Raw genomic sequence first — 19395 nt, forward strand, 5'->3', positions numbered from 1 at the left:
GGGGTCACCAGGTCCGGGAGTAGCGGTTGCGCAGCCAGATGGCCACGGAGTTCATGGCGAGCAGGATCGCCAGGAGGATGACGATCGCGGCCGAGGCGAGGGAGACGAACTCGGCCCGTGACTGGCTGATCCAGTTGAAGATCTGGATCGGCAGAACGGTGAACTGGCTCTGCAGACCGGTCGGGTTGAACGTGATGAACGTCAGGCCGCCGAGGAGCAGCAGCGGCGCCGCCTCGCCGATGGCACGGGAGAGCGCGAGGATCGAGCCCGTCGCCATGCCGGGGACTGCCGCCGGGAGGACCTGGCGCGAGATGGTCTGCCACTGGGTGGCCCCCAGCGCGAGGGAAGCCTGGCGTATGGACTGCGGCACCGCTCGGATCGCCTCTCGCGAGGAGATGATCACCACGGGCAGGACCAGCAGGGACAGGGTCAGCGAGGCGGTGAGGACGGTCTGCCCGAAGCCCAGACCGCGGGAGATGATGCCGAGACCGAGGATGCCGTAGACGATCGACGGGACGGCGGCCAGGTTCTGGATGTTGATCTCGATCGCCCGGTTCCACCACCGGTTCGGGTCGGCGTACTCCTCCAGATAGATCGCTGTGAGGATGCCGGTCGGCAGGCAGTACACGGCCGTGAACCCGATGACCCAGACGGTCCCCATGATCGCGGACTGGGCGCCTCCGTTCTCGGGAGCGATGATGTCCGGGAAGTTGGTCCACAGGCGCGGGTCCAGCCGGGACCATCCCTCGCTGATCACGTACGCGAGGAGAGAGCCGAGGAAGGCGACGGCGATCGCCAGGGAGACCCACAGGCTCAGATGGAAGAACCGCTCCCGCAGCGGGGTGCCGCTCCCCCTGAGGCGTGGCACGTGCGGGGTGTCCCGCACGGGCGCGTCGCGGTCGATGACGTCGGGACTCATTCGTACACCTCGCGGTACTTACGCACCAGACGGATGCTGAGCAGGTTCATCACCAGGGTCATCACGAACAGCAGGGAACCCACGGCGAAGATCGTCTGGTAGCCGGTCGAGCCGGTGGGCAGGTCGCCGATACCGGCCGCGGCGATGAACGCGGTCATGGTCTGCATGCCCTCCAGCGGGTTGAAGGACAGATTCGGCTGGCCGCCGGCGGCGATCGCGACGATCATCGTTTCGCCCAGTGCCCGGGAGATGCCCAGCACGACAGCGGCGACGATGCCGGACAGCGCGGCCGGGAACACCACGCGCGTGGACACCTGCATGCGCGAGGAGCCGAGCGCGAACGCGCCGTCACGCAGGGCGCGGGGTACGGCGCTCATGGAGTCCTCGGCGAGCGAGGCGATCGTCGGGATGATCATGATGCCCATGACGAACCCGGCGGCCAGGGCGTTGAAGATCTGCGGGCCGTCCCCGGCGGGCCAGATGTCCTGCAACATTGGGGTGATGGCCTTCAGGGCGAAGAAGCCGTAGACCACGGTGGGGATGCCGGCGAGCACTTCCAGCAGCGGTTTGAAGACCGTGCGCACCCGGCGGTCGGCGTATTCACTCAGATACACGGCCGCGCCCAGTCCCAGCGGTACCGCGACGAGCAACGCGATGAGCGTGACCATCAGAGTGCCGCCGACCAGCGGCAGGACCCCGAAGTGCGGGGGCTTGAACAGCGGTGACCAGTTGGTGCCGGTGATGAACTCGCCGAAGTCGACCTTGCCGAAGAACTCGCCGGCCGGGGGGATCAGGGCGATGACGATGCCGACCGTGGTCAGCACCGAGACCATGGAGGCGGCCACCAGGAGGACCTTGATGACCTTCTCGCCGTAGCGCGGCTGGGACCGCTTCAGGAAGCCGGGGCTTCCCGAAGCGGTACGCCGCCCGCTGAGGGAGGAGCTCATGACTTGTGCTGCTCCCGCAGGGTTGCGAGGTCCTTCTTCAGTTCAGCTTCCTGTGTCGTGTTCAGCGGCACGAACTGCGACTTCTCCGCGATGTCGGCGTTGTTCTCGACGTAGAACTCGACGAACGCCTCAACCTCCGGCTTGTCCAGGGACGTCGCCTTGGGGTAGATGAACAGAGGGCGACTGAGCGGCTTGTACGTGCCGTCCTGCACCGTCTGGACGGTGGGCGCGACGCACCCGTCGCCGCCGTCGATCTCAAGGGCCTTGAGCTTGTCCTTGTTCTCCTCGAAGTAGGAGAGGCCGAAGTAGCCCATGCCGCCCTTGGAGCCCGACACACCGCGGACGGTGACGTTGTCGTCCTCGCTCGGGTTGTAGTCGGTGCGCGAAGCGCCTTCCTCACCGTTGATGGCGTCGGTGAAGTAGTCGAAGGTGCCCGAGTCCGTGCCGGCTCCGAACAGCTCCATCTTCTGGTCCGGGAACTGCGGGTCGACCTGGTTCCAGTTGTTGACCTTGGAGCCCGGCTCCCAGATCTTCTTCAGCTGCTCGACGGTCAGGCAGTCCGCGAAGTCGTTGTCCTTGCTCACCACGACGGACAGACCGTCATTGGCGACAGTGAACTCCTCGAAGCTGATGCCCTCCCTGTCACAGAGCGCCGTCTCCTCGTCCTTGACCGGCCGCGACGCGTTGGCGATGTCGGTTTCCCCGGCACAGAACTTCTCGAAGCCGCCGCCGGTGCCGGACGTGCCCACGGTGACCTTGACGCCCGCGTTCTCGGCCTGGAAGAGCTGAGCCGCGGCGGTGGACAGCGGGGCGACCGTGCTGGAGCCGTCGACCTTGACGTTGCCGGCGAGCTTGTCGCCGTCACCACCGGAAGTGCCGGCGTCGGCACCGCCGCACGCACTCGCGGCCAGCAGCACAGCAGCCGATAGAGCCAGCGGAACCCTGGCCCGGCGCAACGAAGTGGATATGTTCACGACTTTCGACCCTCGTGTCTGCCGGGCAACCCGGCGTTTGGCTCAGGCACGCAGCGCGCCCCGTTGACCCTTGGATCGAAGCTCGCCTATATGAACAGGCGGTGTACGGACAGCCCCTTGGGGATGAACTATAGTCAGGCATCTATATAGATGATCGGTAATCAATGCCGGTCGAGAATTCACCTGTCGCTCCGGCAGATCTCGACGATCTGTCCGTTGGATCTGCGGACTTCCGTGTTGCCCGGGGGGCGAGGAGCGGCAGCGGCGTCTGTTATCCGGGCGAGGGGAAGACTGGCGATCAACGTCACGACGACGCCAGTGCTTCTGTTCGGTGCCTCAGGGCGCGTGATCGGCCCGCTCTCGGCCGGGCGGGCCGTGGCACCGATCAACTCAGCGCAGGTGGTAGGAGTCGATGGTGATCGTTCCTCGGCGTACAGGCTCGTCGGCGTAGACGTCCGGACGCAGCGCCGGCCCGTAAGCCCGGTCCATGGCGTCCAGCCGCCAGGGCGTCGTCCGGTAGTCGACGGTGCGGTAGTCGGCGATCAACTGGGCTACCTCCGTTGCGGAGTCATTGCCTTGCGGCATGAGATCGGCGGCGCGAGCGGCAGCGGCAACCCGTAGCGGGTCAGTCCACAGTGCCCGCTCCAGCCACGGGCGGGGTGCGCGGAGGCTGCGGACCGCGAACAGAAGCACGGGATCCCCGCGACGGAGCATTGCCGGCGTGAGAAGTGGTGAGCACCGCTGTCAGCGAGACGAGCCTTCTGTCGTCCGCCGTCGCAGCTCCGTCCAGCCATGCGTTGATCCGCGCTTGGAGGGAGAGGACGGCGCTGTCACTTACGGGCACCGGAAGATACTTGGTGACAGGGAATCCACATCGCTCGTCGTATCCGTAGCGATGAAAGCGCTCGTCCGCCGTGCCGGCCTCGCAACGAACCTCGAAGCGGATGCTGGTGCCATCGGACAGTGGCATGCAGGAGCGTGGCTCTGCGACCGGCACCTCCGCTGGTGCCCTCGCTGTCTTCCGGCTGTTCCCATAAGGCAGATTCTTCGATCTGAGTGGGACCGGAAACCGCGAATGGGCGCAAGACCACCGGTGTGAGTGATTGCGGGTTGCCTCGTGGTTTACGCCTTGGGACGCCTTCGCGCATCACGATAGAACCCAAATAGCGCTATTCGAATAGCACTATTGGAGAGTGAGGGGATGACCAAGGCGACTCCCGAGGCCGGCGACACTGTGCGCCCGGTGCTCTTTTCCTCCTCGGAGCGGCAGCTCCTCCTTACGCCCGTGGGTGACGTCTGGGCTGTGCCGAGCATCCCGATCCGCCCTGGAGAGACCAGCCGTCGCGCCGCAGTTCGCCACCTGCGGCGAGAATTGCGACTTCCCACGGTTCGGATCATGCCGGTCATCGGCCGGCTGGAGGCCAGAAGAAAGCCGACGGGCGCTCAGTACGTGGTCCTGGTAGCGCCCGCTGCCGGAAGCTGGCCCACCTCTGTTGGCCGTGCGCTGGGCCCGGCCACGCGATGGTGGACTACGGAGAGCCTGCGCACGGCGAACATGATCGTCGAGCCAGTACAACTACTCGATCTCATGGACGGCTACCGGGAAGGGTGGCTGCCAGACGGTGAAATCGCGCTGGACTGACTCACGGAGTAACGGGTCATTCGAGGAGCTTCCGATGGCGCCGGGTCCGGACTGTCAGGGTTCGGATTACTGCCCGTCAATCTCCTTGTTGCTTCCTTCCTTTTCGGAACGAACTTTCTGGACCAAGTCGCGGCACTTCGTAATGTTTTTGAAGAGACTGGTCAGATAATTATTCGAATAGGCCTCATTGATACACTCCGTGAGGGACATCAAGCTCTGCTCGGTCAGCCCGGGAACACGTTTCAGTTCCGATGACCAGTCGTACTCGGGATCCTCGATACGCTGCAGATCGAGTTCCCGGAAAACCAGATGAAGAACCAGTCGATTCCCTTGGAGGCAGATGGAACGCGGGCGCCCATCAAGCTGACCCTTCAAACGCGTCAATGTCGCGTCAACTTCTCGCATGACTTCGACGCAGCGCCATACGCGATAGGGTCCTATCCTCGGATTGAAGAGTGTTCGGTACGGGGCCTTTTCTATGGACTCCCAGAGACTTCCCATCCTGCTCTTCGCCATAACCGCAAAACTGGGCTCCCTGTTCGCACACGCCAGAGCCACTGTGGCGTCGACCACCGTGCAGCCATGTTCGGGACTCGGAACCGGCTCCCCACGCTTGATCGAATATGTCTTTTTGAGCGAGAGAACCAATTCTGTGCGCAGGCGGCCCTGCTCCGGGTCCAGCGAGACAAAATCTCGGGTCTCCACAGTGTTCTGTGTGTTCGTCGCCCTGGTCACCGCTGTTGCAAAACCTTCTGGGCATCCTTCAAGGCTGATAAAGCGAACCCACACCATGGCTTCGTCCAGGCCGGCTTCGCCCTTGTGTGCTGCTTGATGAATGCTTGCCACCGTCTGGGCGCCGTTGACGATGCTCACGCCCGTGAGCGAGAAATCACCAAAAGTGCGACTGGCGGCACCCCGTGCGGTCTTCTTTACGCTCTCACACAGGGCTGTCACACCATTGTTGAAGTACCAGAAGTGCTGTGGATCCTTGAGGATCGTGTGCGTGACTGCCTCATTGACACTGGTATTGCCCAGGGATTTCCTGATGTTCTGAGAGAAAAGGCGATCCCCGAAATGCTCGTACCAGTTCGCAACGCTTGAAGCGGTAACCACGCCGTAGTAGGCCTCATATGGCTCGCTTACCGTGCCCCAGTTCTCCAGCTGTACGCCGAAGTCGATTCGCGAACCCCCCAATCCTTCGGATATGAAGGAATGGAAATCGCTCAAGCCCAGGGTCTCCATGGATACGACCTGCTGTGACTCGTTCATTTCATCGAGCAGGTCGCTAAAAACGGCAGACGAGGGCGCGGCCAAGTCGGTTCGGCCGGTGGTCGCCACTACAAGGATGAAGGTCACATCGACGTCGTCAAGTGCGTCCGTGATCTTCGCCTCTTGGGCACGTAGCCGTGCGTTGAACCGGTCGAACTTCGTGTCAAGAAGATCCCTGAACCCGGCCGTAAAGTGCCGGGAATCACCCAATCCGAGGCTGCCGTCCCCGGAACCGTCCCACTTTGACTGGACAAGGATCACCCTTCGCTGCAGGGGATCGATTGCGATGGCATCGATTCCGTTGTCGCCGGATCCGTCGACCACTGTGGCCGCCGCTTCGGCGGCAGACAGTTCGGTGAACCTCTGTACGGCGAGAGCCGCTAAGGATCGGCTCAGGAAGGACTTTTCGCGGACGGAGTCGCTGGCTTTTGCGTAGTCACTCATGTCGATGTGCTCCGCGAAACCCGTGTGCAGCGCCTCCTTGACGTGCCTGACCCACAGCCGTTTCATGCGGCCCCCCTGATCACCAGTTCTGACAGACATGCTCAAGGTGCGGAGGCCACGGTAGCCATCGCACAGGGTGATCAGGAAGAGGCGGAACATGATCCGGCTATGTACGCCTGTAACTCTGTCCTGTGGTCGCCACTCTGCCCCGCCTGCGCCCTGGCAGACATCCTGCTGAGACCCTCGGTGACCAGCGCGGTGGGAAAAGACCGCTTGATTCGCGGGAAAAGATCTTGGACGCGCAGAGATCGCCGCTGATCAGCGCATTTCGTCGGTTGCCCACCAGACCAGGAGACCCGTTTCTCGTATGCCCGGATCCTGTGCCGCGATACCCGTGCCGCGATGTGGCTTGTCGTGAACCCCGCGTCGAGTGGGGTGCGGTGCGCGGGGGGCGTGGGGTTCGCCTCGGCGGTGACGCATGTCACCGGGCGGGTGCGTGTGTTCATGATCCGACCCGCACCCGTACTGCTCGGGGTGCGGGTCGGTCTGTTCCGGCTGTGCCTCCCGTTCTCGGTCCGGGTCAGGCGGCGAGGCGGGAGGCGAGGGCCTTGGCCTTCTGCGCGGCCTCTTCCTGCGCCCTGGCGCGGGAGGCCTCGGCGAGCGGGATGAGCTCGGCCATGGCGGGCACGGCGTGGGCGAGGGTCAGCTCGGGGACGATGAAGTCGACCTCCTTGACGCCGAACATGCCGGTCAGCACCTTCTCCAGATAGTTCTGGACGAACTCGAAGTCCGCGCGCGGGCTGCCGGCCACGTACGAGCCGCCCCGGCTGGCGACCACGGTGAACGGCGTGCCGGTGACGGGACTCTCCTCAAGGGCGTTGTAGCCAAGGATGATCACGTGATCCAGCCATGCCTTCAGCGTGGACGGAATCGTGAAGTTGTACATCGGGGCGCCGATGAGAACGGCGTCCGCGGCCGCGAGTTCGGCGGCGAGTTCGGCGCGCAGCGCGTTGTCCGCGCCCGCCGCGACGGCGGCGATGTCCAGGTGCGGCAGCGGGGCCGCGGCGAGATCGCGGTAGACGACCTCGCCCTCGGGGTGCTGCTCGCGCCAGCTCTTGACGAAGGCGGCGGTGACGTCGCGCGAGGCGGATCCCTGCGGGGAAACGGCGGAGTCGATGTGCAGCAGCGTGGCCATGAGGGTCTCCATGGGGAACAGAGGGGTGGGTCTCGGCACGGCGGACGGCCGGATGCCGGGTCCGCACTTTCGTACGTACCTATTGATAACACAGGAGCTTACTTTTTTTCACCCCCTCATGGGTTCGCAGTACTCTGGGTGTCATGGAGGGAAACGGGGATCCGTGTAAGCCGGTGGACGTGGGGATGACGCGCGTCTTCGAACTGTTCGGCAAGAGGTGGACCGGGCTGATCGTGTCCGTCCTGATGCAACGGCCCGTGCACTTCGCGGAGTTGCGGCGGGCGATCCCCGGCATCAGTGAGCGGATGCTGTCCGACCGGCTGACAGAGCTGGCGGGCGCGGGACTGGTGGTGCGCGAGGTCGACGAAGGGCCGCCACTGCGGGTCGCCTACCGGCTCACCGATGCGGGGGCCGCGATGGAGCCCGCGCTGCAGGAACTGGGACGGTGGGCCGAGAAGCATCTGGCGGGCGAGAGCGGCTGCCCGAATCACGGTTAGGAGCCGTCCGGGCTGTCGGGACCAGGCCCGGTTCGGGCTGTCCGGGCTCGCCCGGCGCTCCGCGACCCGGGTGTGGGTTACGGCTGTCCGGGCCGGGCTGTCGAGGGTTGTCCACAGGGGGAGACGACTTTCGGGGCGCGGCGGTAACGTCGTGGGCGGTTGATGTTGGACGAGAGCGGGGGAGGCGGCGCGCCATGGGTGAGGCCGGTGCGGTGGTGACGGACGAGCGCATTCCGGTCGTGCCCGGGTTCGCGGGGCGCGCGGCGTCGGGCGGTGGGCGGGGCACGCCGAAGGACGCGGGGAAGGCGCTGCGGGAGCGGGTTCCGAGGTCTTCGCACGATTCGCTGGTGCTCCCGGCCGCGCGGCCGGACGCGGTGCGGGCCGTCGAGGAGTCGAGCCGTGACCGGGTGCCCGAGCTGGCTCCGCTGCGGGTGGGTCGCATGGCCGCGACGCCATTTGCTTTTCTGCGGGGCGCGGCGGGACTGATGGCGCACGATCTGGTGGGGACGCCGGTGACGGGCGCGGGGGCGCAGATCTGCGGCGACGCGCACGCGGCGAACTTCGGACTGTACGGGGACGCGCGAGGCCGGCTCGTCATCGATCTGAACGACTTCGACGAGACGGTCGTCGGCCCCTGGGAGTGGGACGTCAAGCGGCTCGCGACCTCGCTGGTGCTCGCCGGTCGTGAGGCCGGAGCGGACGAGGACACGTGCCGCCGAGGTGCTCAGGACGCCGTGGGGGCGTACCGGCGCACGATGCGGCTGCTGTCGAAGCTGCCGGCCCTGGACGCGTGGAACGCGATCGCCGACGAGGAGCTGGTCTCCCACACGGACGCCCGCGATCTGATGGGCACCCTGGAGCGGGTGTCGGAGAAGGCGCGCAAGAACACGAGCGCGCGGTTCGCCGCCAGGTCGACGGAGATCGTGGACGGCGACGGGGACGCCGAGGGGAGCGGGAGCGCGGGTGCGGCGGCGCAGCGGCGCTTCGTCGACGCGCCGCCGGTGCTGCGGCGGGTGCCGGACGAGGAGGCCGCGGCGGTCGCGGCCTCGCTGGGCGAGTATCTGGGCACGCTCTCGCCGGACCGGCTGCCGCTGCTCGCGCGGTACGCGATCCATGACGTGGCGTTCCGGGTGGTCGGCACGGGCAGCGTCGGGACGCGGTCGTACGTGGTGCTGCTGCTGGACCACCGGGGCGAGCCGCTGGTGCTCCAGGTGAAGGAGGCGCGGGCGTCGGCGCTGGTGCCGTTCCTGGAGGCCGCGGGGTTCGAGGCGCCGGGCGTGGAGCACGAGGGGCGCCGGGTGGTGCTCGGGCAGAAGCGGATGCAGGTCGTCAGCGACAATCTGCTGGGCTGGACGACGGTGGCGGGCCGGCCGTATCAGGTACGGCAGTTCAGGAACCGCAAGGGCAGTGTGGATCCGGCCGCGCTCCCGGCCGACCAGGTCGACGACTACGCGCGGATGACCGGCGCGCTGCTGGCCAGGGCGCACGCGCACAGTGTGGATCCGCGTCTCGTCGCCGGGTACTGCGGCAAGAGCGAGGAGCTGGACGAGGCGGTCGCGGCCTTCGCCGTCGCGTACGCGGACCGGACCGAGGCGGATCACGCGGAGCTGGTGACGGCCGTCAAGAGCGGCCGGATCGCCGCCGAGCTCGGGGTGTGAGGCCGGGCGCGGCGGGGCGTGGGGCCGGGGACGTGAAGGAGGAGGGCGGGTTCGCCCGTACGCTGGACGGGTGACGCAGGACGCCCCCGGGGAGCCGACGATCCGTAACGACGACGAGCAGGACGTGCCAGACGTGCCGGACGCCACGACGGATGCCACCAAGGACGCGGACGCCACCGAGGACGCCGCGGACGCGGCAGGCGCGGCGGACGGGGGAGCCGACGCGGGGGCGGGGCCCGAGCGGCCGGAGGCGCGGCTGGAGCGGGCCGTGCGCGCCGCCGAGCAGGCGCTGATCGAGTTCGAGATCGCGCTGGAGACGTTCCGGGTCGAGGTGGAGAACTTCTCGCGGCTGCACCACCAGCGGCTGGGCCCGATGTACGCGCGGCTGGACGAGCTGGACGCGATGATCGCCGAGGCCCGCGCGTCCCGGTCGGGCGACCCCGAAGATCTGCGCAAGGCGCGTGAGGCCCGTGCCATGGTCCAGCCGATGCCGGGGATCGAGGAGCTGTTCCACGACTGGCTCGACTCCGACGGCCTGTCGGCCGAGGCCGCGGCGATGCTGACCGACCAGCCCGTGCAGCCGCCGAAGCGGGTGCGGCCGACCGACGAGGTACGCAAGCTCTACCGCGACCTGGCCCGCAAGGCGCACCCGGACCTGGCGCAGGAAGAGACCGAGCGGGCCCGGCGCGAGGAGTTCATCACCCGCGTGAACGCGGCCTACGGGCGTGGGGACGAGGGACTGCTCAGACAACTCGCGGAGGAGTGGGAGGCGGGGCCCGCGCCGCAGGAGCCGCGCCTGAGTGAGAACGAGGAGCTCTACGCCCGGCTGGAGTGGCTGGCCCAGCGCAAGGAGATGCTGACGCTCCTGGCGCAGGAACTGGAGCAGAGCGCGATCGGCGCGATGCTGCAGATGGCGCCCGACGACCCCGACCGGCTGCTGGAGGAGATCGCCGAGCAGTTGCTCGCCGAGGTCTCGGGACGCGAGTCGGAACTGGCCAGGTTGGTGCAGTCGTAGCACGTCCCGTGCGCGAGGCTGTACCTGTCGCACCCGCATACACACACGTACGAGAGAAGGCGCATCACATGAGTTTCGCCCAGCTGCCCACGGTGGATGTCGCGGCAGTCCCGTCCGACGCCCTGGTGCTCGACGTCCGGGAGGACGACGAATGGGCGGCGGGCCATGTCGAGGGCGCGCTGCACATCCCGATGAGCGAGTTCGTCGGACGCTTCGGTGAGGTGACCGAGGCGGTGGCCGACGGGCGCAGGGCCTATGTCATGTGCCGGGTCGGCGGCAGGTCCGCGCAGGTCACGCAGTATCTGGTGGGGCAGGGCGTCGACGCGGCGAACATCGACGGCGGGATGCTGGCCTGGGACGGCGCGGGCCGGCCGATGGTCACCGACAACGGCAGCCCCGCGCTGGTTCTCTGACGAACCGTCGGCCGCGCCGGGGGCCCGCCCAGTAGACCGGGCGGGGGCCCCGGGTCAGCGGTCGAAGTCCAACTCGACCTCGGCGGTGGCCGGATGGGACTGGCAGGCCAGTACGTAGCCCGCTTCCGTCTCCTCCGGCTCCAGGGCGTAGTTGCGGTCCATCCGCACCTCGCCCGAGACGAGGAAGGCCCGGCAGGTCCCGCAGACGCCCCCCTTGCAGGCGTACGGCGCGTCCGCCCGGCTGCGCAGCACCGTCTCCAGCAGGGAGTCCCCGTCCTGGACGGGCCAGCTGCCGGAGCGGCCGTCGAGCGTCGCGGTGAGTTTGCTGCCTCCGGGCGCGGCCGACGCGGCGGCGGTCCTGGCGGGCGTGGTCACGCCCGGCGCGCCGTCGTCGATGTGGAAGATCTCCTGGTGGATCACCTTCCGGGGGACGCCGAGGGCGCGCAGTGCCCGCTCCGCGCCCATGACCAGACCGAGCGGACCGCACAGGAACCAGCCGTCGACGCTCTCCACCGGGAGCAGCGCGGGCAGCAGACCCGCCAGCCGCTCCTCGTCCAGTCGGCCCGAGGGGAGCCCGGTCTGCTGCTCCTCCCTGGAGACCACCGTGACCAGCTGGAAGCGGTCCGGATGGCGGTCCTTGAGGTCCGCGACCTCCTCCAGGAACATCGTCGAAGCCACCGTGCGGTCGCTGCGGATCAGACAGAACCGGGCGTCCGGCTGCCGCGCGAGGAGCGTCGAGGCGATCGACAGCACCGGGGTGATGCCGCTGCCGCCGACGATCGCGACGAAGTGTCCGGCGCGCGGCTCCAGGCGGAAGCGGCCGGTCGGCTCCATGACGTCCACGGTGTCGCCCACGGCGAGCTCCTTGAGGGCGTACGTGGAGAACTCGCCGCCCTCGACCAGCCTGATACCCACCCGCAGCACGGGGCGCTCACCGGCGGGCGTGCAGATCGAGTACGTACGGCGGATCTCCTCGCCGTTCACGACCCGGCGCAGCGCGACGTGCTGTCCGGGTGTGTGCCGGAACGTCTCGTTCAGCTCGGGCGGCACGGCGAAGGTGACGGTCACCGAGTCGTCCGTGAGCCGCTCGACCTCGCTGACACGGAGCGGATGGAACATCTACAACTCCTTGAAGTGGTCGAACGGTTCACGGCAGGCCGCGCAGCGGCGCAGCGCCTTGCACGCGGTCGAGGAGAACCTGCTCAGCAGCTCGGTGTCCGTCGAGCCGCAGTGCGGGCAGCGGATGGCGAGGGTGAGCGGCACCGGCCCGTCCGTGCTGTGCGGGCGGGGCGGTGCGATGCCGAAGTCCGCGAGCTTGCGCCGTCCTTCGGCGCTGATGTCGTCCGTCGACCAGGCGGGGGAGAGCACCGTGACGACGGAGACGTCCGGTATCCCGTGGTCGTGCAGGATCCGCTCGATGTCCGACGACATCGTCTCGATCGCCGGGCAGCCGGTGTAGGTGGGGGTCAGCTCGACCTCGACCCGGCCGGGGGCCGAGACATGAACGGCGCGCAGCACGCCCAGCTCCTCCAGTGTCACCACCGGCAGCTCCGGGTCGGGCACGGAACCGGCGAGCGCGCGCAGTTCGCTCTCCAGCGCGGTCGGTCGGCCCGTGTCGGTCACCATGACGCCCCCGGGTGGCTGCGGTGCAGGTGCTGCATCTCGGCGAGCAGCCGGCCGAACGATTCGGTGTGCAGGCCCTGCCGGCCCGCGCCCGCCGCCCAGGCCCCGGAGCGCGGTCCGTCGGGCACGGTCAGCGTCGCGCGCTCCAGCACGGCGGTGATCGAGGAGAGCCAACTCTCCTCCAGCTCCTGCCTGTTGACGCCGCCCAGCCCGTCCGGCCCGTTCCCCGCGTCGCTGCCGCCGGCGCCGTCATCCTCGCCCACGACAGGTTCGAACATCTCGCCGGTGAAGCGCCACAGCGCCGTACAGGCCCGCTGCATCCGCTCATGGCTCTCGGCGGTGCCGTCACCGAGCCGCAGCGTCCACTGCTCGGCGTGGTCCTGGTGGTAGTCGACTTCCTTCACGGCCTTGGCGGCGAGCCCGGAGAAGGGACCGTCACCGGCCGCCAGGGCGCCGTACAGGAGCCGCTGACAGGTGGAGAAGTAGAGCTGGCGCGCGATCGAGTGCGCGAAGTCGCCGTTCGGCTGCTCGACCAGCTGGAGATTGCGGAAGGCGCGCTCCTCGCGCAGGAAGGCCAGCTCGTCCTCGTCCCCCACGAGGGAGTACAGGATGCGGGCCTGGCCCAGCAGGTCCAGCGCGATGTTGGCGAGGGCCACGTCCTCTTCCAGCTCGGGCGCGTGTCCCGCCCACTCCCCCAGCCGGTGCGACAGGATCAGCGCGTCGTCGGCGAGGGCGAGGGCCGCGGTGTCGGTCCCGGTCCGGGTCGGGGTGCCGGTCACAGGTGACGCACCCCCTCGGGGATCTCGTAGAACGTCGGGTGGCGGTACGGCTTGTCACCGGCCGGTTCGAAGAAGGAGTCCTTCTCGTCCGGTGAGGAGGCCGTGACCGAGGCGGAGGGGACCACCCAGATCGACACCCCCTCGCTGCGGCGGGTGTAGAGATCGCGCGCGTTGCGCAGGGCCATCTCGGCGTCCGGGGCGTGCAGGCTTCCCGCGTGCGTGTGCGACAGCCCGCGGCGGGACCTGACGAACACCTCCCACAGAGGCCACTGGGTCGATCCGCTCATGCCGTCGCCTCTTTCTCCACGTGCCCGGCCGCGTCCTCGGCCGTGCTCCTCCCGGCGTGTTTCGCCGCGTACGCCGTCGCCGCCTCGCGCACCCACGCGCCTTCCTCGTGGGCACGGCGCCGCTGGCCGATCCGCTGTTCGTTGCAGGGGCCGTTGCCCTTCAGGACCTCCCGGAACTCGGTCCAGTCGATCGCCCCGAAGTCGTGCTGGCCCCGCTCCTCGTTCCACTTCAGGTCCGGGTCGGGGAGCGTGAGACCGAGCGTCTGGGCCTGGGGGACGCAGATGTCCACGAACCGCTGGCGGAGTTCGTCGTTCGAGTGCCGCTTGATCTTCCAGATCATCGACTGCACGGAGTGCGCCGACTCGTCGTCCGGGGGGCCGAACATCATCAGCGACGGCCACCACCAGCGGTTCACCGCGTCCTGCGCCATCTCGTGCTGGGCGGGGGTGCCACGGCTCAGGGCGAGCAGCGATTCGTACCCCTGCCGCTGGTGGAACGACTCCTCCTTGCAGATACGGACCATCGCACGGGCGTACGGGCCGTAGGAGCAGCGGCAGAGCGGAACCTGGTTCGTGATCGCGGCGCCGTCCACGAGCCAGCCGATCGCGCCGACGTCCGCCCAGGTCAGCGTCGGATAGTTGAAGATCGACGAATATCTCTGGCGGCCGGCGTGGAGCTTGTCCAGCAGCTCGTCACGGCTCGTGCCCAGGGTCTCCGCCGCGCTGTACAGATACAGCCCGTGTCCCGCCTCGTCCTGCACCTTGGCCATCAGGATCGCCTTGCGCCGCAGCGAGGGCGCGCGCGTGATCCAGTTCGCCTCCGGCTGCATGCCGATGATTTCCGAGTGCGCGTGCTGGGCCATCTGGCGGACGAGCGATGCGCGGTAGGCCTCCGGCATCCAGTCGCGGGGCTCGATGCGCTCGTCGGCGGCCACGGCCGCGTCGAACGCCGCCTCGGCTTCCTCTGCCGTCGTCTCCACCGTTGCCTCCACAGCCGTCCCCGCGGTCACTGCCGTCATCCGAGCCCCCTACCGACCGATCGTTCGGTTCATTGACTTCAATGGTCGGTCGGCGGCCCGTAGGGTGTCAACCCTGTGGATAACCGACTGTGGAAAGACGGGGATCGGGGCGGGATGGATTCGTACGACGCCAAGGGTGAGAACCCGGCACCAGAACCGGGTCCACCAGCGGGTCCACCGAGGGGGATAGCCGGCCTCTCCTTCCCGTACCAAGTGGTCGCCGCCATCGCCCTCGCGGTCGTCGGACTGTTCGCCGTGGGCCATGTGGCCATGGTGTTCCTGCACGTCGCGCCCGACAACACGGTCTCCAAGGAGTACGGCGAGGAAGTGGGCGACTGGGTGTTTCCGGAGTTCGAGCAGAACTGGAAACTCTTCGCGCCCAACCCCCTCCAGCAGAACATCGCCGTCGAGGTCCGTGCCGAGGTGGACCGGACGGACGGATCGCGCGGCACGACCGGTTGGATCAACCTCACAGAGGAGGACGCCAGGGCGATCCGCGGCAACCTCCTCCCCAGCCATGTCGACCAGAACGAGCTGCGCAGGGGCTGGGACTTCTACGTCGATTCCCACGACGAGAAGGCCCGCCCCAACGGTCTGCGCGGGCAGCTCTCCGAGAGCTACATACGCCGGATAGTGATGCTGCGGCTGGAGGCGCACGACCTCGGCGGTCCCGTCGAACGCATCCAGCTCAGGTCCGTCACACGGGCGGTCGCGGCGCCCCCGTGGAGCGACGAGAAGATCAGCACGAAGCCCGGCCACCGGCTCTTCCCCTGGTGGACCGTGACCTCGGACGACCTGCCCGAAGGCGTCCGGAACGAGGGCGTGGGCAACGGCGCGCGCGACGACGCCCGTACGGAGGCCCGCCGATGAGCCGCCCCGCCCACGAGCTGTCCGTCGACCGCAAGGCCGCGCTCGCCCTCCAGCGCGTCACGTCCCGGTCCCTCGGCCCCTACCAGAGCGCCGTCGTCCGCATCGGCTTCGCCGCCGCCTGGCTGCTGTTCCTGCTGCGTGAGCTGCCGAACCGCCGTGAGCTGTACGGGCCCGGCAGCCCGTGGAGCTGGGACATGGCCCAGCAACTGATCGCGGGAAACGGCGCGTTCACCACACTGATGTGGTCCGACAGCGGCGTCTGGTTCGAGATCGTGTACGCCGTCGCCGTACTCTCCAGCGCCCTGCTGATGCTCGGCTGGCGCACCCGCACCATGTCGGTGCTCTTCATGGTGGGCGCGCTGTCCCTCCAGAACCGCAGCATCTTCATGGGTGACGGCGGCGACAACGTCATCCATCTGATGGCGATCTACCTCGTCCTCACGCGCTGCGGCCAGGTCTGGTCGCTGGACGCCCGCCGACAGGCCCGCGCCGAGCGCGTCGTGGCGTCCGGCGGGACCGCGCCCGCCGACCGGGTCGGGCCGGTGCTGTGGGTGGTGCTCGGCGTGGCCCTGCTGGGCACGCTGCTGGATTCCACCGGCGGCGAGTGGTGGGTGATCGCGCTGCTGTGGACGCTGTGGATCTCGCAGGGGGTCTGGTGGGCGGTCAACCGCTACGCGCCCAGGAGCGAGCCGCGCGCGCTGCTGGACGTCCTCGCGAACCTCACGCACAACGCCACGCTCGTCGTGATCATGGTCGAGGTCTGTCTGATCTACGCCACGGCCGGCTGGTACAAGATCCAGGGCTCGCGCTGGCAGGACGGCACCGCGCTGTACTACCCGCTGAATCTGGACTACTTCGCGCCCTGGCCCGCTCTCTCCGACATCCTGGCGTCCAGCGGCGTGATGGTGATGGTGCTGACGTACGGCACGGTCATGGTGCAGGTCGCCTTCCCGTTCACACTCTTCAACCGGCGCGTCAAGAACGTCCTGCTGGTGGCGATGATGCTGGAGCACGCGGGTATCGCCCTGCTGCTCGGGCTGCCGTTCTTCTCGCTGGCCATGATCGCCGCCGACGCGGTCTTCCTGCCGACGAACTTGCTCGTGCGCGTCGGGGACATGGCGGCGAGGAGCGCGCGGCTGCTCCCCCAGCGGACGCCGGGCGCCACCGGGCCGGACGGGCGCCGGGGGGACGACTCCGGGAAGCCGGGCACCGACTCCGCTACCGATACCGGCTCCGACGCCGCCGGCGCGGACCCTTCGCTCGTCCGGTGACGGCCGGCTCCGTCGGCCCGCCTACGCTGGCGCGATGAACGATGTCGATCCCGGGGGCGCCGTGCGGCTGTGGCACGAGAGCGCCCCCGGCGCGGTGGTGCTCGACGGCTTCCACGCGCTGAAGCACGCGCTGCGGTTCGGGGCGGAGGTGCGGGTGGCCCTGACGAGCGACAAGGAGTCCGTGCTCGCCCTCGCGGCCGAACTCGCCGACGATCTGACCGGCACGCTGCGGCGCTCCGTCGTGGAAGTGCCGGCGGAGGCACTGCGGCAGCTGGTGCCGAAGGTGCACCCCACGCGGGTGATGGCCCTGGCCGTCAGGCGGGGGCGCACGGACAATCTGGCCGCGTTGGCGGCGGCGCCCCGGCGCTCGCCGGTCGTCGTGCTCGACAATCCGCGCAATCTCGGGAACGTCGGTGCCGTGGTGCGGCTCGCGGCCGGTTTCGGGGCGACGGGGGTGGTGACGACCGGGGATCTCGATCCATGGCATCCGAACGCCGTCCGCGCGGGCGCCGGGCTGCACTTCGCCACCGCGGTGGAGCGGCTGACCCTCGACGCGTTCCCCCCGGGCCCGCTGTACGCGCTGGCTCCGGAGGGCGACGACATCCGCTCGGTGACCGTCCCCGACGACGCGCTGCTGGCCTTCGGCTCCGAACGGCACGGGCTCTCCCCCGAACTGCGGGCGCGGGCCGACGCGTTGCTGGCCCTGCCGATGCGGCCCCAGGTCTCCAGCTACAACCTCGCCACCAGCGTGGCCATGACCCTCTTCCACTGGGGCGGTCCGAACTGACCCGCGCCCGGCCGCCGTTGGACGGCCGGGCCCCGGATCGTGTCCGGGCCTCAGCCCTGGCGGCGGACCTCCACCGTGCGGAAGCGGTTGGCCACGAAGGCCGCGTCGCACAGCGCCGCGTTCGCCGCCGGGTTGCCGCCGGAGCCGTGGAAGTCGGAGAAGGCAGCCGTCTGGTTCACATAGACGCCGCCCGTCAGATTCAGCGAGAGCTGGGCCAGCTCCTCCAGACAGACGTCCTCGACGGCGCGCTCCGTCTCCGCCGAGGTCGTGTACGCGCCGACCGTCATCGCGCCCTTGTCGCGCACCGTGCGGCGCAGCAGCTCCAGCGCCTCCTCGGTCGAGTCCACGGCGACGGCGAACGAGACCGGGCCGAAGCACTCGGCGAGATACGGCGCCTCGGAGCCGTTCCCCCCTGCCGCCGCGTCCCACTGCTTGCGCGAGCCGTCGGACTTCACGATCGCCGGTGTGCGTACCACCGCGTCCGGGAAGTCCGGGTTGGCGATCTCGCGTGAGGCGAGCGCCACATCGCCCAGATCGGCGGCGGCGTCCAGCCTCGCCTTCACGTCCGGGTTGACCAGCGCGCCCAGCAGACCGTTGGCGCGGGCGTCGTCGCCGAGCAGACCGCTCACCGAGGCCGCCAGGTCGGCGACCACCTCGTCGTACGACTTCGGGCCCGCGTCCGTCGTGATGCCGTCGCGCGGGATGAGCAGATTCTGCGGGGTGGTGCACATCTGGCCGCTGTAGAGGGAGAGCGAGAAGGCCAGATTGGCCAGCATGCCCTTGTAGTCGTCGGTGGAGTCCACGAGGACCGTGTTGACGCCGGCCTTCTCCGTGTAGACCTGCGCCTGGCGGGCGTTGGTCTCCAGCCAGTCGCCGAAGGCGGTGGACCCCGTGTAGTCGATGATCCTGACCTCGGGCCGGACCGCCAGGGTCTTGGCGATGCCCTCGCCGGGGCGCTCGGCGGCCAGCGCGACGAGATTCGGGTCGAAGCCGGACTCGGCGAGGACCTCGCGGGCCACCAGCACCGTGAGGGCGAGGGGCAGCACCGCGCGCGGGTGCGGCTTGACGAGGACCGGATTGCCGGTGGCCAGCGAGGCGAACAGGCCCGGATAGCCGTTCCACGTGGGGAAGGTGTTGCAGCCGATCAGCAGTGAGACGCCGCGCGGCGCGGCGGCGAAGGACTTCCGCAGCTCCAGGGGATCGCGCTTGCCCTGCGGCTTCGACCAGTCGGCCTCGGCGGGGGTGCGGGTCTGCTCCTGATACGCGTACGCCACCGCCTCCAGACCGCGGTCCTGCGCGTGCGGCCCGCCCGCCTGGAACGCCATCATGAAGGCCTGGCCGCTGGTGTGCATCACGGCGTGGGCGAACTCGTGGGTGCGGGCGCTGATCCGGGCCAGGATCTCCAGGCTGACCAGGGCGCGCGTCTCGGGTCCCGCCGCGCGCCAGGCGCCCATGCCCGCGCGCATGGCGGGCAGCAGGACGTCCACGTCCGCGTGCGGATACTCCACGCCGAGCTCCGGGCCGTACGGCGACCTCTCGCCGCCCGTCCAGCCGTCGGTGCCCGGCTGGTCCAGGTCGATACGGGTGCCGTGCAGAGCCTTGAACGCGGCCAGGCCGTCGGCCGGCGCGCTCTCGCCGTACGCCTTCGGGTGCTCGGGGTGCGGCGACCAGTAGGCGCGCGTACGGATCGCGTCGAGGGCCCGGTCGAGCGTGGGCCGGTGCTTCTCGTTGAGCTGCTGGGGGCTGAGCTGGGCGGCCATGACTGACCAACTCCTCGTCGAGCTGG

The 19395-nt window shown here is 68.7% G+C and carries 20 protein-coding genes; 8 read left to right on the plus strand and 12 right to left on the minus strand.

The annotated features are described in order from the left end of the window. Positions 1-4: 4 nt before the first annotated feature. The 4 genes from pstA to SSPS47_RS17075 form a co-directional block, all read right to left on the minus strand. The gene (gene pstA, locus SSPS47_RS17060; RefSeq protein WP_164251850.1) at positions 5-919 is read right to left on the minus strand and encodes a phosphate ABC transporter permease PstA; all 915 of its coding nucleotides are present in this window, start codon (positions 917-919) and stop codon (positions 5-7) included. Continuing rightward, positions 916-1866, minus strand: a complete 951-nt coding sequence (gene pstC / locus SSPS47_RS17065) for a phosphate ABC transporter permease subunit PstC (RefSeq protein ID WP_164251851.1) — start codon at positions 1864-1866, stop codon at positions 916-918. Before pstC ends, pstA begins: the two co-directional genes overlap by 4 nt. Further along, positions 1863-2840, minus strand: coding sequence for a PstS family phosphate ABC transporter substrate-binding protein (locus SSPS47_RS17070; protein ID WP_275405152.1), 978 nt, complete (start codon positions 2838-2840; stop codon positions 1863-1865). Before SSPS47_RS17070 ends, pstC begins: the two co-directional genes overlap by 4 nt. A 390-nt stretch (positions 2841-3230) precedes the next feature. Next, entirely contained in the window at positions 3231-3386 is a 156-nt protein-coding gene (locus SSPS47_RS17075; RefSeq protein WP_164251852.1) for a hypothetical protein, read from the minus strand. A 655-nt stretch (positions 3387-4041) separates the two neighbouring features. Between SSPS47_RS17075 and SSPS47_RS17080 the strand changes: the two genes are divergently transcribed. After that, positions 4042-4482: a hypothetical protein gene (locus SSPS47_RS17080; protein WP_164251853.1), complete on the plus strand. Its 441-nt coding sequence runs from the start codon at positions 4042-4044 to the stop codon at positions 4480-4482. A gap of 66 nt (positions 4483-4548) precedes the next feature. Here SSPS47_RS17080 and SSPS47_RS17085 read toward each other — a convergent pair whose 3' ends face one another. Both SSPS47_RS17085 and SSPS47_RS17090 read right to left on the minus strand, forming a co-directional pair. Further along, on the minus strand, positions 4549-6354 hold the full coding sequence (locus tag SSPS47_RS17085; protein ID WP_239064939.1) for an AIPR family protein: 1806 nt from the start codon (positions 6352-6354) through the stop codon (positions 4549-4551). A gap of 421 nt (positions 6355-6775) precedes the next feature. Further along, entirely contained in the window at positions 6776-7390 is a 615-nt protein-coding gene (locus SSPS47_RS17090; protein ID WP_164251854.1) for an NAD(P)H-dependent oxidoreductase, read from the minus strand. A gap of 143 nt (positions 7391-7533) precedes the next feature. Between SSPS47_RS17090 and SSPS47_RS17095 the strand changes: the two genes are divergently transcribed. From SSPS47_RS17095 to SSPS47_RS17110, 4 genes are all read left to right on the plus strand, one after another. After that, positions 7534-7887: a helix-turn-helix domain-containing protein gene (locus SSPS47_RS17095; RefSeq protein WP_147873283.1), complete on the plus strand. Its 354-nt coding sequence runs from the start codon at positions 7534-7536 to the stop codon at positions 7885-7887. A gap of 194 nt (positions 7888-8081) precedes the next feature. Next, entirely contained in the window at positions 8082-9545 is a 1464-nt protein-coding gene (locus tag SSPS47_RS17100; protein WP_164251855.1) for a DUF2252 domain-containing protein, read from the plus strand. Between the two features lie 70 nt (positions 9546-9615). After that, positions 9616-10560 (plus strand): hypothetical protein, encoded by a 945-nt coding sequence (locus SSPS47_RS17105; RefSeq protein WP_164251856.1) that lies wholly within the window; start codon positions 9616-9618, stop codon positions 10558-10560. 68 nt (positions 10561-10628) lie between these two features. Continuing rightward, entirely contained in the window at positions 10629-10973 is a 345-nt protein-coding gene (locus SSPS47_RS17110) for a rhodanese-like domain-containing protein (RefSeq protein ID WP_147873286.1), read from the plus strand. A gap of 54 nt (positions 10974-11027) precedes the next feature. Here the strand turns inward: SSPS47_RS17110 and paaE are convergent, their stop codons facing one another. Genes paaE through paaA form a run of 5 tightly spaced genes read right to left on the minus strand, consistent with a single transcriptional unit; the run spans position 11028 to position 14681 of the window. Continuing rightward, positions 11028-12092 carry a 1,2-phenylacetyl-CoA epoxidase subunit PaaE gene (gene paaE, locus SSPS47_RS17115; protein ID WP_164251857.1) on the minus strand — a complete coding sequence of 355 codons (1065 nt, stop codon included), beginning with the start codon at positions 12090-12092 and terminating at the stop codon, positions 11028-11030. Beyond that, complete coding sequence (gene paaD, locus SSPS47_RS17120; protein ID WP_164251858.1) at positions 12093-12599, minus strand: 1,2-phenylacetyl-CoA epoxidase subunit PaaD; 507 nt, start codon at positions 12597-12599, stop codon at positions 12093-12095. Beyond that, complete coding sequence (gene paaC, locus SSPS47_RS17125) at positions 12593-13375, minus strand: 1,2-phenylacetyl-CoA epoxidase subunit PaaC (RefSeq protein WP_164251859.1); 783 nt, start codon at positions 13373-13375, stop codon at positions 12593-12595. The genes paaD and paaC overlap by 7 nt, the downstream gene beginning before the upstream one ends. Then, positions 13372-13662: a 1,2-phenylacetyl-CoA epoxidase subunit PaaB gene (gene paaB / locus SSPS47_RS17130; RefSeq protein WP_069628646.1), complete on the minus strand. Its 291-nt coding sequence runs from the start codon at positions 13660-13662 to the stop codon at positions 13372-13374. Before paaB ends, paaC begins: the two co-directional genes overlap by 4 nt. After that, positions 13659-14681: a 1,2-phenylacetyl-CoA epoxidase subunit PaaA gene (gene paaA / locus SSPS47_RS17135; RefSeq protein ID WP_164251860.1), complete on the minus strand. Its 1023-nt coding sequence runs from the start codon at positions 14679-14681 to the stop codon at positions 13659-13661. The genes paaB and paaA overlap by 4 nt, the downstream gene beginning before the upstream one ends. Before the next feature lie 114 nt (positions 14682-14795). Here paaA and SSPS47_RS17140 point away from each other — a divergent pair, with 114 nt between their 5' ends. From SSPS47_RS17140 to SSPS47_RS17150, 3 genes are read left to right on the plus strand one after another with little or no spacing between them, the layout of a single operon-like run. Further along, entirely contained in the window at positions 14796-15551 is a 756-nt protein-coding gene (locus SSPS47_RS17140; protein WP_164251861.1) for a DUF5819 family protein, read from the plus strand. Beyond that, positions 15548-16822, plus strand: a complete 1275-nt coding sequence (locus SSPS47_RS17145) for an HTTM domain-containing protein (RefSeq protein ID WP_239064940.1) — start codon at positions 15548-15550, stop codon at positions 16820-16822. The genes SSPS47_RS17140 and SSPS47_RS17145 overlap by 4 nt, the downstream gene beginning before the upstream one ends. A 34-nt stretch (positions 16823-16856) precedes the next feature. Next, entirely contained in the window at positions 16857-17609 is a 753-nt protein-coding gene (locus SSPS47_RS17150; RefSeq protein ID WP_164251862.1) for a TrmH family RNA methyltransferase, read from the plus strand. A gap of 50 nt (positions 17610-17659) precedes the next feature. Here the strand turns inward: SSPS47_RS17150 and paaN are convergent, their stop codons facing one another. Beyond that, on the minus strand, positions 17660-19369 hold the full coding sequence (gene paaN, locus SSPS47_RS17155; protein ID WP_164251863.1) for a phenylacetic acid degradation protein PaaN: 1710 nt from the start codon (positions 19367-19369) through the stop codon (positions 17660-17662). Positions 19370-19395 lie beyond the last annotated feature (26 nt).

Source organism: Streptomyces sp. S4.7, assembly GCF_010384365.1.
Taxonomy (GTDB): Bacteria; Actinomycetota; Actinomycetes; order Streptomycetales; family Streptomycetaceae; genus Streptomyces.